We start from the raw sequence: 15,973 nt of genomic DNA on the forward strand, positions 1-15,973 counted from the left end.
TTTAAATTTATTCTCCAGTAATTAGATGATCTAAAACAGAAAATATCTTTGCGCCATGGGTAAAACCTTGGCGGGTTCACAAGTCAACAATTCACCATCAGCTCTCACCTCATAGGTTTCTGGGTCAACTTCAATCCGTGGGAGCGCATCATTTAGCCTCATATCTCCTTTACTGATTTGACGTGTCCCCGAAACAGCAACTATGGACTTTTGTAAACCCAATTGGCTGTTAATTTCCCTTTGCGCCGCAGCTTGGGAAACAAAAGTTAAAGATGTAGCGTGACGCGCACCCGCAAAACTAGCAAACATAGGGCGCATATGTACCGGTTGGGGTGTGGGAATACTAGCATTAGCATCACCCATCTGTGACCACGCAATCATCCCACCTTTAATGACAATTTCTGGGTTCACACCAAAAAACGCTGGTCGCCACAAGCACAAGTCTGCTAGTTTCCCTGGTTCTACAGATCCGACATACTGGGAAATACCATGAGTAATTGCGGGATTAATCGTATATTTTGCAATATATCTCTTGGCGCGATTATTATCCGCAAGTCCATCCCCCGCAAGGCTCCCCCGTTGCACCTTCATTTTATGGGCTGTTTGCCAGGTACGAATTATGACTTCTCCTACCCTACCCATAGCTTGAGAATCCGAAGCAATCATACTAAACGCGCCTAAGTCATGTAAAATATCCTCAGCTGCGATGGTTTCTCGGCGGATACGGGACTCAGCAAAAGCCACATCTTCAGGAATGCTAGGGTCGAGGTGATGACATACCATCAACATATCTAGATGTTCCTCTAAGGTGTTGACAGTGTAAGGGCGTGTGGGGTTGGTAGAAGACGGTAAAACATTGGCTTGTCCGCAAACCTTAATAATATCTGGAGCGTGTCCACCCCCCGCACCTTCAGTATGGTAAGTATGGATAGCACGATGTTTAAAAGCGGCGATGGTATCTTCTACAAACCCGGCTTCGTTGAGAGTATCTGTGTGAATTGCTACTTGCACATCATATTCATCAGCTACACCCAAACAAGTATCAATAGTGGTAGGGGTAGTTCCCCAGTCTTCATGGAGTTTTAACCCCATCGCACCTGCTAAAATTTGTTCTACTATTCCTTGGGGTTGACTGGTGTTACCTTTACCCAAAAAGCCTAAGTTCATGGGGAACGCATCAGCAGCTTGTAACATCCGGTGCATATTCCACGGTCCAGGGGTGCAGGTGGTAGCGTTTGTTCCTGTAGCTGGTCCAGTACCACCACCCAACATAGTAGTAATCCCAGAAGCGATCGCCACCTCAATTTGCTGAGGACAAATAAAATGAATATGACTATCAATACCCCCAGCAGTGAGGATCATTCCCTCCCCAGCTAAAGCTTCCGTACCCGGACCAATAATAATATCTATATTGTCTTGAATATAAGGATTTCCGGCCTTACCGATTTTGAAAATCTTACCGTCTTTAATGCCAATATCTGCCTTGACCACACCCCACCAATCCAGAATTAAGGCGTTGGTAATGACTAAATCCACCGCGCCATCGGCGTTAGAAATGGGGGATTGTCCCATTCCATCTCTAATAACTTTACCTCCACCAAATTTCACTTCATCGCCGTAGGTGGTAAAATCTTGTTCTACTTCAATAAATAATTCTGTGTCAGCTAGTCTAATGCGATCGCCTACTGTAGGACCATAGGTTTCTGCATAGGCTTGACGAGAAATTCTATAAGGCATAGTAAATTACTCCTAATTATATTAAAGACTCCCATTAACTTTGCTATTAAACCCGTAAACTTGACGACTTCCCACTAAGGGTATTAGGGTAACTTCTTTTTGGTCTCCCGGTTCAAATCTTACTGCTGTTCCTGCGGGAATATCAAGTCGCATTCCCCGCGCTTGTTCCCGGTCAAAATCTAAGGCTGGATTCACTTCATAAAAGTGAAAATGGGAACCCACTTGAATCGGTCGATCGCCTGTATTAGCAACTTGTAGTTTAATGGTAGGACGACCTGCATTTAATTCTATGTCGCCATCTGGTGTAATAATTTCCCCTGGAATCATGGTTTTACTTTTATCTAATAATTATCTAATGGGATTATGTACAGTTACCAACTTAGTACCATCAGGAAAGGTTGCTTCTATCTGTACTTCTTGTACCATTTCGGGTATACCTGGCATAACATCATCTTTTGTTAATACGGTTGTGCCATAACTCATTAATTCTGCTACAGTTTGCCCATCCCTTGCTCCTTCTAAAATAGCAGCGGAAATATAGGCGACTGCTTCTGGATAGTTTAATTTTAAACCCCTATTTTTACGTCTCTCTGCTAATAAGGCGGCGGTGAAAATCAGCAGTTTATCTTTTTCTTGGGGTGTTAGTTGCATTCTCTTATCCTCTATGCTTTGTTCAAACCTGCCATACTCTAGGTACGCAGCTATTACGATTTAAAACCGACACTCGTAGTAATTGCCAAACAACTGTAAACCAGTTTCTCACTTCTGATGTGGAACTACCACGATATCGACACAAAAATCCATTTTGTAACTGTGTCATACCGATCTCCCCAGTACCCACCCATAAATTCCGCATTTTCGCTAAGGTTTCCCCAGAAATAGGGTTTCCTACCCAAACCAGACTACCTACTATTGGTTGTCCCGCTAAACCATGAGGACTGTGGAAAACCTCTTCCCTACCTGGTAACCATTGGCGATCAATCCACAGGGGAAGGCCTTCCCGCCAAATTTCTGTGTGCGATCGCCATTTTCCCTGTAAAAATTTCTCACCTCTGGCTGTCCGACCAAATCGGGTAATTTCCCAACCTAACCAACTGGCTCCTGGTGCTAATTCTACCCGTAAATCTTGGCGATAAATTGCTCCATTAAATATTATCGTTTCTTGGGGTAGCCATTCTAAACAAGCACCTGCATCAATTTGGATGTTTATATTTTGCCTAGCTTGTAGTCCGTTACTTCTGTATATTTTACTGGCTGCTGCTGTGGTAATTAATGCTTCTGCTTGGGGTTGGAGGTGGAGGTTATAGGATAGGCGATCGCCCCCTACCACACCCCCTGCAGTGTGTAATATCACACTATGACAAATTTTTGCCCCCTCTGGATAAAAAGGCCGTTGTACCTTCAGGGGTGCTTGCTGGTGACTGTGAATTAACTCGGTATTATTCAGGCGATCGGCATATACTAGATTGAGTTTGCCATGCCAACCTTTATCTGTTGGATTGTTAACAATCATTTATAAATTGATAAAGTTTGTCTGATTGTAACTTTATCATTCAAGATATAAAGATTATGAAATATTTAGACAGGTTCTAGGTAACGCCTCTAAAAATTATTAAATTACACACTGTTTTATAATATACTCCCGTAAAAATTGTCGAACCAAACTGGATAGAAATACAAATTTTTTTGTTATACTGCGCCTTGACGAATCATGTCAAAACCATACACATATATATCAGCAACTTTATAGGTTTTCTTTTTTTCTCGCCATTCAATAATACCAATTTCACTTAAAAAAGAAGTGAACTCTTTAAATTCTGATATATCATGGGCTGATTCTCGCCATATAGTATGTAATTCTTCTTCGGTTAAAAAGGCTGATTTCTGTTTGAGGGAGCCAAAAAATTTATCCAAATGAGGATATTCTTCTTTTATTTCATCACAGCGTTTTTCCGATGCTTTCTTCAAACCAATTTCTAAAGATTTACTTCGCAGTAAACGGTCACTTGGTGGTTGAATCGATGATTTTCCTTTATAGCTTAATTCTTGGTCTTTTGCTCCTTCTAATAATATACTGAGACTTCGAGGAAAAGTGGTACCACTTGAATCTGTTAATCTTTCATAAACCCATCTGGATACATATTTAGCTTTGTCTCCTGTTCTGCGACGACTTCCCCAAAGTAATTCTAAGGCTTTATCAATGACTTCTTCACTAGCTTGATCAATACTTTCCACAGCAACAGGAGAGAATTTATCAACCAAGTTTTTGAAATCTTTAGATTGTATTACTTGGCGGAGTGCTAATCGTAAAAAATCCACCCTGGTCCACTGTAAAAGAATATCACGTCCGTTGAAATGACTTCTGTTGTCAAAAATTAAGCGATTCCATATATCTTCTCTCAAGAAAATTTTAAACCTAATTGCTGTTAATCTGTTGGCATCACAAGACTGAACTAATTGAAATAAGCCAGTGAGCGCTTGCTGTCTTAATTCTCCTGCTTCAAAAATGTCTTCATCTAAATCATCATAGAGAAACCACAGTTTTTGAGAGTTATTTGTCGCTGTTTGATTAATGATATCTATGACATCTTTGACGATAAGTCGCAGATCAGAATCAGTAGATAATTTTAGTAAGGCTTGTGTAGTTTCAGAAGGCCATCCTTTTCTAGGCAACTTTTTAATAATTTCTCTCAATCCGGTAAATTTTTTCCTTCTAGAAGTAAATTTGAATAAATCTTCTTGAACACACCTGAAAAGTAAATGAGCCATCCAAAAAGCTTCCCATGAGCCATCATTATTTTTCAAACTTTTATGGATGGTTTGGAATTGAAGACGAGATGGGCGACTTTCTTGAAATTTACCATGTGCTGATAAAAATCTAGTATTATCCAAGCGTCCATGAGCTAATTTTCGAGCAACAGTTTCGTGTTTAAGAAAAAGCGAATACAAAGCAGTTTTACCTGTTCCTTTTCTTCCTCTAATTAGGCAGGTTGTATCATCTAAAAACCTTTCAAAATCAGTTGTTCGTTGAAATAGTAAACTTAGATCATGCCTTTGATCAGCCGCATTTACTTCCGGAAATTCCAAACTTTCAATAATCTTCCATCGCTGGTCTATGGTATTTAAAACATTGCTGCGGTTCAGTTCATCAGTTGTTTCATCAATTAAGTTAGCAATTTTCGTATAGTAGTCTTGCGTTCCTGGTGCCGGATAGGTATCAGCTAAAGCAACTGGTACAAGGTAAGGAACTACTAAAATGTCTTCTATGGAATTTTGACAATTATCTAAGTCTGAATCATCTTCATCTGTTTCATATGTGTCATTTTTTGCTGTGTGTATTTTATTTATCAATGATTCCCAAATTTGTTTTACTTTAGATAAACCAATTTTGGTAACATCAGGCACTGGAGAAAAAACAAAATTAATTGATAAGTCTTTTATGCCTTGAAGTGATTGCAGTAAAACTTCTATCCCCTGTTTATTTTGTTCATTAGGAAAAAGAAAAATAATCGCTTCGTCAGCAGCTTGAATTAATGATAAAGCTCCCCATTGATTAATTCCAGTTCTCGAATCAATTAAGAGAATATCAGGTTTTAAATGTTCGTAAATTTCACCCTTGAAAACAGACCAAAGACTTTGATTTCCATCAATAACAGTAGTAGCACGGAGATCGTCAACCTTAGAAATATAATCAAGATTAAGATAACCAGCAGGAACAACAAATAATCTACCTGTGGCATTAGATATTTTCACTTCACCAAATATCTGAGTAATTGAAATCTTAGGATCTATTCCCTCTGGTAAGTAGGAACGCTCATAAAAATAATCAACAATTCCGTATTTTGGTTGTGGTTCGAGGTTAAATGCTGTACTTAAACCCGGTGCTTCTAAATCTAAATCTATAGCTACAACTTTATGTCCCCGCATTGCTAAAATCCAAGCAACATGAGTTAATGCCGTAGTGCGTCCTACTCCTCCTTTAAAGGAATAGAATGTCACTGTCCTGGGTAAAGTAAGTTCGCGATGGGGTCGTGGTGATTGATTTTGGGGATTTGCTGCTTGGATAGCTAAATCTTGCCAAGTATGAACTGAACCTGTATTAGAAACTTGTGGCTGTGAAAGATTTAGTGACTTCGCTTCTTGAAGCGTATATAAGGAAAGAAATCCAGGAGATAAATGAGGAACCTCAGATTTAAGTAAGCTTGATATTTGTTCTTTACGCTGAGGGGTAGATAAATTAATAAACTGATTGCTAACTATAGTCAGATTTAGCAATCCTGATGTAGAAATATTTACATCAACCCACTCATTTTGAGGATTCTGCACATATTGGCTGTTAATATGCTGCTTGAGTAAAGACTGCCAATTGTCCTGCATTTTACCACCTCGTTAAAGTTGAGTAGCTTGCTTCTGTAACCAGCCCTTGAGCCTGAGATAGGCGTTTAACCAGCGTTCATAACTTTGATCATCAGGCTCAAGGCCAGAATAACGCATATCTATAAAATTTTTGCTGTTTGGATTTTCTACTTCATTGATCCATTTTCGCACTTCAGGAAAATTATCAATTCTCGATTTGAGTCGGTTATGCCGTTTTAATGCTTCTATGTAGCTATGTCCAGGATTCGTAATAGTATGACCAGGATCAGTAGAATCTGTCTTCCATTCCTGAGTTACGCCTTTTGGTAAAGTCGCAAAAATCATTGCTTTTAATAAACATTCAATGGTTACACCTCCAAAGTGCATAGCAGCTACTCGTCTTTCTGAATCCTTTCTAGATAGTATTTCGGTATCAAGTTGACGCTGCATAAAAGCGGCTTGGTAATCTTCCATACTTGGCAAACTTAAAATTTAAGCTTGATAAGTATATTACTAAGTCTGTATTTTTTCCTAAAATTTAACTATTAATCACAAAAAAAGCCCCACCCACAAGGGAATGGAGCTTTTTTAATTTATGTGACTTAGAGAGTATTAGTAATCGAAGTCACCGCCACCCATACCAGCGCCAGCAGCAGGAGCCGCGTCTTTAGGTTCTGGCTTGTCAACGATGATACATTCGGTTGTCAACACCATACCAGCGATTGAAGCAGCATTTTGCAGAGCAGAACGAGTTACTTTCGCAGGGTCAACAATACCAGCGGCTAACAAATCAACAAATTCATTGGTAGCAGCATTGTAACCAACGTTGAATTCTTTCTCTTTGACGCGTTCAGCAATGACAGCACCATTCTGACCGGCGTTCTCAGCAATCCGCTTCAGAGGCGCAGGTAAAGCCCGAACTACAATCAAAGCACCTGTTAATTCTTCACCGGTAAGGGTGCTGTTAGCCCACTCTTCCAGGCTAGGAGCCAGATGAGCTAGAGTTGTACCACCGCCGGGAACGATACCTTCTTCTACAGCCGCTTTGGTAGCGTTGATAGCGTCTTCCAGGCGTAGCTTCTTATCTTTCATTTCGGTTTCGGTGGCTGCACCCACTTTCACCACAGCTACACCACCAGAGAGTTTAGCAAGACGTTCTTGTAACTTCTCTTTGTCGTAGGAAGATTCGGTTTCTTCCATCTGACGACGGATTTGTTCACAACGAGCCTTAACAGCAACTTCATTACCTTCAGCAACAATGGTGGTGTTGTCTTTGGTAATGGTGATCCGGCGAGCTTTACCCAGGCTTTCTAGCTTGGTGTTTTCTAGCTTCAAACCAGCGTCTTCGGTAATTAATTGACCACCAGTGAGAACGGCGATATCTTCGAGCATAGCTTTACGGCGATCGCCAAAGCCAGGAGCTTTTACAGCCGCAACATTCAACACACCCCGCAGACGGTTAACCACCAAGGTAGCTAAGGCTTCTTTTTCAATATCCTCAGCGATAATCACCAGAGGACGACCAGCACGAGCTACTTGTTCTAGAACTGGTACTAAATCTTGTACTAAAGCGATTTTCTTATCGGTGAGCAGCAGGAAAGGCTCATCAAAGACCGTTTCCATGCGTTCAGCATCGGTGGCAAAGTAGGGAGAGATGTAGCCCTTGTCAAAGCGCATCCCTTCGGTAATTTCTAGCTCGGTGGTCATAGATTTCCCTTCTTCCAGAGAAATTACGCCTTCCTTGCCTACTTTGTCCATTGCTTGGGCAATCATCTGGCCGACTTCTTCGTCGTTACCAGCTGAAATAGAAGCAACTTGGGCAATTGATTTAGAATCTTCTACTGGACGGGCGTGTTGAGCAATCTTATCTACTAAGAAGCCTGCAGCCTTATCAATACCACGCTTGAGCAAAATTGCATTTGCACCCGCAGCAACGTTGCGTAAGCCTTCTTTCACCATAGCGTGGGCTAAAACTGTGGCTGTGGTTGTACCATCCCCAGCAGCGTCGTTGGTCTTAGAAGCAGCTTGACGAATCAAAGCCACGCCTGTGTTTTCAATGTGGTCTTCTAATTCGATTTCTTTGGCGATGGTTACACCGTCATTAACGATTTGGGGTGCGCCAAATTTCTTTTCGAGAACTACGTTACGACCTTTAGGGCCTAGGGTGACAGCTACAGCCTCAGCCAAGATGTCAATGCCTCGCTCGAGGGCGCGACGGGCGTTTTCGTTGTAGATAATGCGTTTTGCCATGGGTATCTCTATTCAGGGAGTAAGTCAAGATTTATAATTGGAATTTAGGCTTCGGGTGTGAGGCGTGGGGTTCGACTCCTCGCGTCTATACCCATTGCCTATTAGTTGACGACTGCTAAGATATCTTTTTCAGAAAGCAGTACATATTCTTCTGTGCCGAGCTTGATATCAGTGCCAGCATACTTCGAGTACAGCACTTTATCGCCGACTTTAATGTCTAATGTCTGACGGCTACCGTCATCGTTACGCTTGCCAGGTCCAAGGGCTACTACTTCGCCTACTTGGGGTTTTTCCTGGGCGTTGTCAGGTAAAAACAGTCCACCTGCGGTTTTTTCTTCGGGGGCGCTCACTTTTACGAAAACGCGATCGCCTAGGGGTTTTACTGTAGAAACGCTTAAAGTTACAGCTGCCATAAATATATTTTCTCCAGAGTTAGCACTCTCAACTCCTGAGTGCTAATGTACCCAAAACCAGCATACAATGGCAATAATTACTTGAGTACGGGTTTCCACACTAGCATATGGCTGAACTACTTAAGTATAAATACTCGATAGTCTTGATATATGGGGTTTTGCTGGGTAAGTTACTAATACTTTTATTCAGCCCCAGAGTCCACTCCCCTTGAAGCACTGGAGTGTCAAATCGATAAATTTATGTGCAAAGCTGAGAAATTGTTATAAAACTGTAATCAGGGTGCCGCTCAATGGGTAACACTACACTGGTACAGTAACGACGTGAACTCGCAAAAATCACTCAGTTCCTCAATGACAAAGCCTTAAGTAATTGTCTAGAAATCTGAGGAATGGCAACAATTCAGCCAGACAACTTGATCTGTGCTGACGAAACAGTAACTCACGTCTGTGCAAAACACGTTAGTCTGGGATGTTGGGAATACTAACCAAAACCCAAGAGTGAATTAAACGGCTATAAACTTGAGCAACTTTGAGCAAGTGCCCCATTTGCATCCTTAAGACTACAGCCAATCTCTTGCAGGTTGGTTACTCTAGACCGATAATGGTGGTCTACCCATATGGTTCCTGGTATTGCCCAGCAAAACCAGAAGTTATTGAGCCTGTCATCCCAAAACACTCGATAGGCATAATGGTGGTGCAAGAATACGCATTTTTACCCATCTTGTGCCCATAAATCCTCTACTTGCTTGCGAACATTTGTTAAGGCTGAACATCACCGGGATATAGTAAAGCAGTAAGCCTCTGAAATGGCGGTTTTTTGAAGTTAGGGTCATCTTCAGCCAATATGTACTTCGTGAATTAAAACCATGATTATTTAATCAGTTTTTTTCACCCGCCACTTTCAAAGCGATATATAATAATGCATTATAAATACTACTGTTCTACGTATCATTACCGGAAGTTTGTCCATGTTCTAGTTGTCTTATCCAAAGTAATTACCACTTTTAAGACTTCCAGAAAGCAAGGGCGAGGTAAGTAGAAAAAGGACAACATCTCAATGATCCACCATAAAGGATAACCATTCAATACCTTGATGGACCGAAGCGCCAAAAGTGCCAATGCTATGAAAGAGCCCAGCATGAAAGATCACAAAAGACTGCTACTGATTGATGATGACCCTAACCTCATATTGCTGGTGAAGGACTACCTGGAATTTAGAGGCTATGAAGTTAACACTGCCGCAAATGGACGAGAAGCTCTGGAAATGCTTCAATACGATATTCCAGAGATGATCATCTGTGACGTCATCATGCCGGAGATGGACGGATATACTTTTGTAGAACAACTCCGACAAAATGAACGCACTGCATGGATTCCCGTGCTTTTCCTATCAGCTAAGGGGCAAAGTGCAGAACGAGTTAAAGGTCTGAACAAAGGAGCTGATGTTTATATGGTCAAGCCCTTTGAACCTGAAGAACTCGTAGCACAAGTAGAATCTTCCCTGAAGCAAACTACTCGCTGGAAAGAACACCAAGCTAAAGGAGGGGAAAACGGTTCCCGAATTCAGGTTCCCTTTGATGTACAGTTAACCCCAACTGAACTGAAAGTGGTACAGTTTGTCGCTAGGGGTTTAGCTAATCGGGAAATTGCCGAAGAACTAAATGTGAGTCAGCGTACAGTTGAAAGCCATGTGTCCAATATGTTGGGCAAAACCAATCTCCACAACCGCACTGAACTGGCGCGTTGGGCGATTGAAAATCAAATGGCTTAATCTGTCTGCTGATTTGCCAAGTTCTCAGTTTTGAGTTACACAGAATATCTCAAAACTAGAGCTTGTTCTGGAATCCTGACCCTAGTTTTACGACTAACAAATTATGAATTGTGAAGCTAAATTTGGATTTTTTTAATTCAAACTTCATAATTCATAATTCATAATACAGCTATCAACTACGATGTTCCAACCAGGATATCACCTAAAATTATCACTACATCACCCCACCTAAATGTAAATCACTTTAGGGTAGGTTAAGGCTGAAAGAAATTGACATGATGGTTGAAAATACTAGAAATCGGCGCTTTGGGGTGTGCGGGGGAAGGGGATGACATCCCGGATGTTTCCCATACCTGTGATAAATTGCACCAGTCTTTCAAAACCTAAGCCGAAACCAGCATGGGGAACAGTACCATAACGGCGTAAATCCATGTACCACCATAAATCTTCAGGTTGCATCCCCTGGGCTAAAATGCGGCGCTCTAATACATCTAACCTTTCTTCTCTTTGAGAACCGCCGATAATCTCCCCAATTTTTGGTGCAAGAATATCCATAGCACGAACGGTTTTTTCATCTTCGTTCAACCGCATATAAAACGCTTTGATTTGGGCTGGATAATCTGTGACAATTACAGGCTTTTTAAACAGCTGTTCTGCTAAATATCTTTCATGTTCTGATTGTAAATCTAAGCCCCAACTGACTGGATATTCAAATTTGACATCGGCTTTTTCTAATAATTTGACTGCTTCTGTATAAGTTAAGCGCTCAAATTGATTATTAATAATATTGTCGGCTGTTGCTAGAACAGTATTATCAATGCGTTGATTGAAAAATTCCATGTCTTCTGGGCATTTCTCTAACACATATCGAAAAATATGTTTGAGAAATGCTTCGGCTAAATCCATATTAGCATCTAGGTCACAGAAGGCCATTTCTGGCTCCACCATCCAAAACTCCGCGAGGTGGCGCGAAGTGTTGGAATTTTCGGCCCGGAATGTGGGTCCAAAGGTGTAGACGTTAGTAAAGGCCATGGCCATGACTTCAGCTTCTAACTGACCGCTAACTGTTAAGTAGGTAGGTTTACCAAAGAAGTCTTGAGTATAATCTATTGCTTGTTTGTCTGTGCTTGGTATGTTTTTGAGGTCAAGACTGGTGACACTGAATAGTTCACCCGCGCCCTCGCAGTCGTTAGCTGTAATTACAGGTGTATGTACCCATAAAAAGCCTCTCTGTTGGAAAAATTCGTGAATGGCTGCAGAACAGGCGTTTCGCACCCGGAATACTGCACCAAAGGAATTTGTGCGCGATCGCAAGTGTCCAATGGTGCGTAAAAATTCAAAGGAGTGGCGTTTTTTTTGCAGAGGATAGGTTTCGGGATCAGCTTCCCCATAAACTTTCACTGCTGTGGCTGTTAATTCAATGCGTTGTCCTTTACCTTGAGAAGCCACTAGTAGCCCACTCACCTCCACCGACGCACCTGTATTCAGCTTTTTAATAATAACTTCGTAGTTTGCTAAATCCTGATTGATCACTACTTGTAAATTAGCTAGTGATGAACCGTCATTGAGTTCTATAAACGCAAATCCTTTTAACTCCCGTTTTGTTCTCACCCAGCCTTGAACTACCAGAGACTCATCGGGTTGACCACTCCGCAATACTTCTGCAATTCTTTGATTCGACATACTATATAAGTTCTATTTTGTCAACTAAGACAGATATTACACAATATTAACATTTAACTTGATCCCAGGGATGCTGTTGCCATTTTGCCTATTTTTGTCCATGGCTTTGTACTGGATTGTAAGGTTTATTTAAGGATTGGAGGGATCTACTGGCGCGAAAGCTTCGCGATCGCCTGACTTTCCTGCGGCGATAGTGATTCGTGAGGCGGTTTCATGTTCAGGTAGTAAACTATGATCAAATGCTGGTCAATACTCAAAATTTTCAGTTCTGAATCAGCACTATTTTATATGGGTGATTCAACTTGTCTTTAGGCACCACTTACCATTTAAAATCATGTCTCAACCTACTCAGCTATCTCAAGCCAATAAATTGAATGAACTGAGCACCCTAGAGATAGCCCAAGCCCTCATGGAGAGGCTAAGTATCTCACCTCAGGATTGGCATCACCTCAAGTCTAACCGCAATTCTCGCGCTAGTGAACAGGCCGCTGCGGCTGTTTTGTACCTTGTCCAAAATCAGCCAGAAGAAGCCATAGTCAGATTAAAACAAGCTGTTGGTTGGTTAGACCGCTCAATTTCTGCGCCTCCCTGTCCCACCCATGGGAATAAGGCTTGACGATCCCCGCCCTATAGAGGGACGGGGATTCTTGCTTCAATGAGCAACCTTACCCAAACTTGTTACCAAGTCTGGGTAGAGGCTTATCTCTCCGCAAGCGTTAGAAGTTTCGTTGCGCCCCACCGTACTTAAATCATCGCCAGTTTGTTTTAGTGCTTTTGACAAAATATTTATTGCTGCATACTAATGATTAACGACTATTAATAATGACTGAATACTCTACCGTCTTAAAGACAAACGGGGGCGATTTTCCATTTCTTTACACAACCTCAATTCTGTACCTTTACGATTCCACTCTACTTGATCAAAAATTTGATGGAGAAGACATAAACCACGACCATTTTCTGACTCATCTGGTGGTAAATAATCTGTGGGGTTTTCATCATCAGCCGATACAGGAACAAATCCTCGACCCTGGTCTGAGATTACCCACCAATATTGATTATTGATCAGGGAAAAACGGACTACGACTGTTTTACTAGGATCTAGATTATTACCATGTTTTGCGGCATTTACTAGGGCTTCTTGGAGTCCTAAGCGCAATTCTGCTTGCAGTTTTTCTGGAATCTCAGCTAGTAGTAAATCTAAAATTGGGCATAGATAAAGAGTTGAGGCAAAACTAATTGTGCCCCAATAACGTCCAACTGGACGAAGGGAAATGGTCATCACAAGAGAAACCCCGCAGCTTTCAGTTAGCTAGACATTAGTTTGCTATGGATTACAGGCACCCTGATATAAAAGTGAGGTGGTCACGCTGCCTTCAAACTTGCGTCTTTAAAAACTAAATTTTGGAAATGCTAGGGAGCATTGACTCTGTTTATGAGATGGGATTGTTGATACATATAAGGGTTATACTGCTAGTGCAGTTAACAAAGAAAATTATTGGTAATATTCAAGAGTTATGAGGATAATCTTGGTATTGCCGAACGTTGCTTTACCAAAGCTTATTCATGTTCCTTGGGGTCGATGGGAATTTAATCTCTGTAACAAAATCGTTCTTTTAGGTTAATTAGATTCTAGCATTTTTAGGATGCATTAGACTACGAATTTGAAAGTAAGTTTTTTTTTCTAGACTCAGTATTACTGATACTAATGTGTTAAGACCAGAAAAGCAACCGCTTCCACATGAGCTGTTTGGGGAAAGAAATCAGCAGGTTGTATACTTGTGATCTGATATAGCCCATCTTGGCATAAAAATTTTAGGTCGCGAGCCAGAGTAGCTACTTTACAACTGACGTAAACTATGCGTGGAGGTTTCAGTTCTAATAAAGAATTAATCACGGCACGATCGCATCCTTTGCGAGGGGGATCAAGCAACACCACATCTGGTTTTATGCTCATTTCCGGCAGCAAATTCTCTACTGCCCCTACTTGGAATGTAACATTATTAATTCCATTGTGCTCGGCATTGAAAACGGCTTGCTCCACAGCTTCTGGTTGTAATTCTAATCCTATAGCTTGCCGAACTTGTTTGGCTAAAGGTAAAATTAGAGTACCTATACCACAATAAGCATCAATTAGCAACTCCTGTCCTTGAAGATTGAGTTCCGACTGAATTACCTGCAACAATGCTTCTGCGGTTTCTGTATAAACCTGGAAAAAGGTATCTGGACGCACTTGAAATTCTAACCCAGCAAAGACTTCTCGCAGGTAAGAAACACCCGCAACGCAACGAGTTTCATCTCCAAAAATGGCATTTGTGCGATGGTGATTGCGATTTAATGACACACCCACCAATTGGGGATAGCGCTCTAACCATTCCTGGGCTTGCTGTTCAATTCCTGGTAAATTCCACTCCTTGACTATCAAAGTCAACAACATTTCACCAGTCCGGCGTCCAATGCGTAAACCCAAATGGCGAATTTGTCCTTGGTGTTTTCCTTCATCGTAAATTTGCCAACCTCGCTGTTGAATGTCCTGTTTCACTTGTGCCAGTAAAGGATTTAATCTGGGATCTTGAACGGGACACTGATTTAAATTCACCAATCGATGGCTACCTTTTTGGTAGTAACCAGCTTGTACCTTACCGCTGGCGGAAATTCCCAGAGGATAAGTCGCTTTATTGCGATAGCCCAAAGGTGCATCTGTGGTTAACACCCGATCAACTGGTGGATTGACAAAACCACCAATACGTTGTAGAGCTTGGATAACTTGATCATGCTTGGCTACTAGCTGATATTCATAATCAATATGTTGCCACTGACAACCACCACACTTATCAGCGACAATACAACCTGCTCTGACCCGATGAGCAGATGCTTGTAAGAGCTGATGGAGTTTCCCATGAGCATATTCAGCTTTCACTTGTACTAAGCGAACTATAGCGCGATCGCCTGGAACAGTATCGGGGACAAAAACCACAATTTCCTCAAAACGTCCCACACCATCACCCGTACTATTCAAGTCGGTGATGGTAATTTCAATTAACTTACCCTGTTGTTTACTCATTGGTTGTTAGTCATTGGTCATCAGAAAATCACAATCTTGCTCTTCACTCCTATCATCTTCCTAATTTTCCTTCCTTTGTGTACCTCAGACTCGCTAAACTAGCAAATAATATTCCGCACACAAGAGGGTATAATTATGACCGTAATTAGCCAAGTTATTCTCCAAGCCGACGACCAGCTGCGTTATCCCAGCAGTGGAGAACTCAAAAGCATCCAAGAATTTCTCCAAACTGGTGAACAAAGAACACGCATCGCGGCGACCTTAGCCGAGAACGAAAAAAAGATTGTTCAAGAAGCAACCAAAAATCTATGGAAAAAGCGCCCAGACTTTATCGCCCCCGGCGGTAATGCTTACGGTGAACGTCAGCGTTCCCTATGTATCCGCGACTTTGGCTGGTATTTGCGCCTAATTACCTATGGCGTACTTGCTGGCGACAAAGAACCAATCGAAAAAATTGGTTTAATCGGTGTGCGAGAAATGTACAATTCTTTAGGTGTTCCTGTACCAGGCATGGTAGAAGCTATTAGCGCCTTGAAAACCGCCTCCCTTGACTTACTAAGTGTGGAAGATGCGGCGGAAGCAGCACCCTACTTTGATTACATCATTCAAGCCATGTCTTGATCCCACTGGTCTTGGTTCTAGGATTGTGAATTTTAAGGTATTAGACCCATAAGATTTCTCATTTGATCATAACCTCCC

The 15,973-nt window shown here is 41.6% G+C and carries 15 protein-coding genes; 3 read left to right on the plus strand and 12 right to left on the minus strand.

Going from position 1 to position 15,973, the window contains the following annotated elements; all coding sequences use genetic code 11:
• Nucleotides 1-30: 30 nt before the first annotated feature.
• The 8 genes from ureC to groES form a co-directional block, all read right to left on the minus strand.
• Complete coding sequence (gene ureC / locus IM676_RS08780) at nucleotides 31-1,737, minus strand: urease subunit alpha (protein WP_200989829.1); 1,707 nt, start codon at nucleotides 1,735-1,737, stop codon at nucleotides 31-33.
• Between the two features lie 21 nt (nucleotides 1,738-1,758).
• Complete coding sequence (locus IM676_RS08785) at nucleotides 1,759-2,064, minus strand: urease subunit beta (RefSeq protein ID WP_200989830.1); 306 nt, start codon at nucleotides 2,062-2,064, stop codon at nucleotides 1,759-1,761.
• Between the two features lie 21 nt (nucleotides 2,065-2,085).
• Nucleotides 2,086-2,388: an urease subunit gamma gene (ureA, locus tag IM676_RS08790; RefSeq protein ID WP_200989831.1), complete on the minus strand. Its 303-nt coding sequence runs from the start codon at nucleotides 2,386-2,388 to the stop codon at nucleotides 2,086-2,088.
• Nucleotides 2,389-2,410: 22 nt separating this feature from the next.
• The gene (locus tag IM676_RS08795) at nucleotides 2,411-3,250 is read right to left on the minus strand and encodes an urease accessory protein UreD (protein WP_200989832.1); all 840 of its coding nucleotides are present in this window, start codon (nucleotides 3,248-3,250) and stop codon (nucleotides 2,411-2,413) included.
• 176 nt (nucleotides 3,251-3,426) lie between these two features.
• Nucleotides 3,427-6,114 (minus strand): MinD/ParA family ATP-binding protein, encoded by a 2,688-nt coding sequence (locus tag IM676_RS08800; protein ID WP_200989833.1) that lies wholly within the window; start codon nucleotides 6,112-6,114, stop codon nucleotides 3,427-3,429.
• Nucleotides 6,115-6,126: 12 nt separating this feature from the next.
• Nucleotides 6,127-6,567, minus strand: a complete 441-nt coding sequence (locus IM676_RS08805; protein WP_200989834.1) for a hypothetical protein — start codon at nucleotides 6,565-6,567, stop codon at nucleotides 6,127-6,129.
• 138 nt (nucleotides 6,568-6,705) lie between these two features.
• On the minus strand, nucleotides 6,706-8,343 hold the full coding sequence (gene groL, locus IM676_RS08810; protein WP_200989835.1) for a chaperonin GroEL: 1,638 nt from the start codon (nucleotides 8,341-8,343) through the stop codon (nucleotides 6,706-6,708).
• Between the two features lie 101 nt (nucleotides 8,344-8,444).
• Entirely contained in the window at nucleotides 8,445-8,756 is a 312-nt protein-coding gene (gene groES / locus IM676_RS08815) for a co-chaperone GroES (RefSeq protein WP_200989836.1), read from the minus strand.
• Nucleotides 8,757-9,849: 1,093 nt separating this feature from the next.
• Here groES and IM676_RS08820 point away from each other — a divergent pair.
• A complete protein-coding gene (locus tag IM676_RS08820) occupies nucleotides 9,850-10,527 on the plus strand; it encodes a response regulator transcription factor (RefSeq protein WP_200990137.1) in 678 nt (225 codons plus the stop codon).
• A 291-nt stretch (nucleotides 10,528-10,818) separates the two neighbouring features.
• Here IM676_RS08820 and asnS read toward each other — a convergent pair whose 3' ends face one another.
• Nucleotides 10,819-12,210 carry an asparagine--tRNA ligase gene (gene asnS, locus IM676_RS08825; protein ID WP_200989837.1) on the minus strand — a complete coding sequence of 464 codons (1,392 nt, stop codon included), beginning with the start codon at nucleotides 12,208-12,210 and terminating at the stop codon, nucleotides 10,819-10,821.
• Between the two features lie 334 nt (nucleotides 12,211-12,544).
• On the opposite strand from asnS, the gene IM676_RS08830 reads away from it, so the two are divergent.
• Nucleotides 12,545-12,826, plus strand: coding sequence for a DUF6439 family protein (locus tag IM676_RS08830; RefSeq protein ID WP_200989838.1), 282 nt, complete (start codon nucleotides 12,545-12,547; stop codon nucleotides 12,824-12,826).
• A gap of 36 nt (nucleotides 12,827-12,862) precedes the next feature.
• Here the strand turns inward: IM676_RS08830 and IM676_RS20025 are convergent, their stop codons facing one another.
• The 3 genes from IM676_RS20025 to rlmD form a co-directional block, all read right to left on the minus strand.
• Nucleotides 12,863-12,991 (minus strand): hypothetical protein, encoded by a 129-nt coding sequence (locus IM676_RS20025; protein WP_263973173.1) that lies wholly within the window; start codon nucleotides 12,989-12,991, stop codon nucleotides 12,863-12,865.
• Between the two features lie 54 nt (nucleotides 12,992-13,045).
• Nucleotides 13,046-13,495 carry an ATP-binding protein gene (locus tag IM676_RS08835; protein ID WP_200989839.1) on the minus strand — a complete coding sequence of 150 codons (450 nt, stop codon included), beginning with the start codon at nucleotides 13,493-13,495 and terminating at the stop codon, nucleotides 13,046-13,048.
• 420 nt (nucleotides 13,496-13,915) lie between these two features.
• Complete coding sequence (rlmD, locus tag IM676_RS08840; protein WP_200989840.1) at nucleotides 13,916-15,274, minus strand: 23S rRNA (uracil(1939)-C(5))-methyltransferase RlmD; 1,359 nt, start codon at nucleotides 15,272-15,274, stop codon at nucleotides 13,916-13,918.
• Nucleotides 15,275-15,409: 135 nt separating this feature from the next.
• Here rlmD and IM676_RS08845 point away from each other — a divergent pair, with 135 nt between their 5' ends.
• A complete protein-coding gene (locus IM676_RS08845) occupies nucleotides 15,410-15,895 on the plus strand; it encodes an allophycocyanin subunit alpha-B (RefSeq protein ID WP_200989841.1) in 486 nt (161 codons plus the stop codon).
• The last annotated feature ends 78 nt before the right edge of the window (nucleotides 15,896-15,973 follow it).

The organism is Anabaenopsis elenkinii CCIBt3563 (genome assembly GCF_015245355.1).
Taxonomy (GTDB): Bacteria; Cyanobacteriota; Cyanobacteriia; order Cyanobacteriales; family Nostocaceae; genus Anabaenopsis; species Anabaenopsis elenkinii.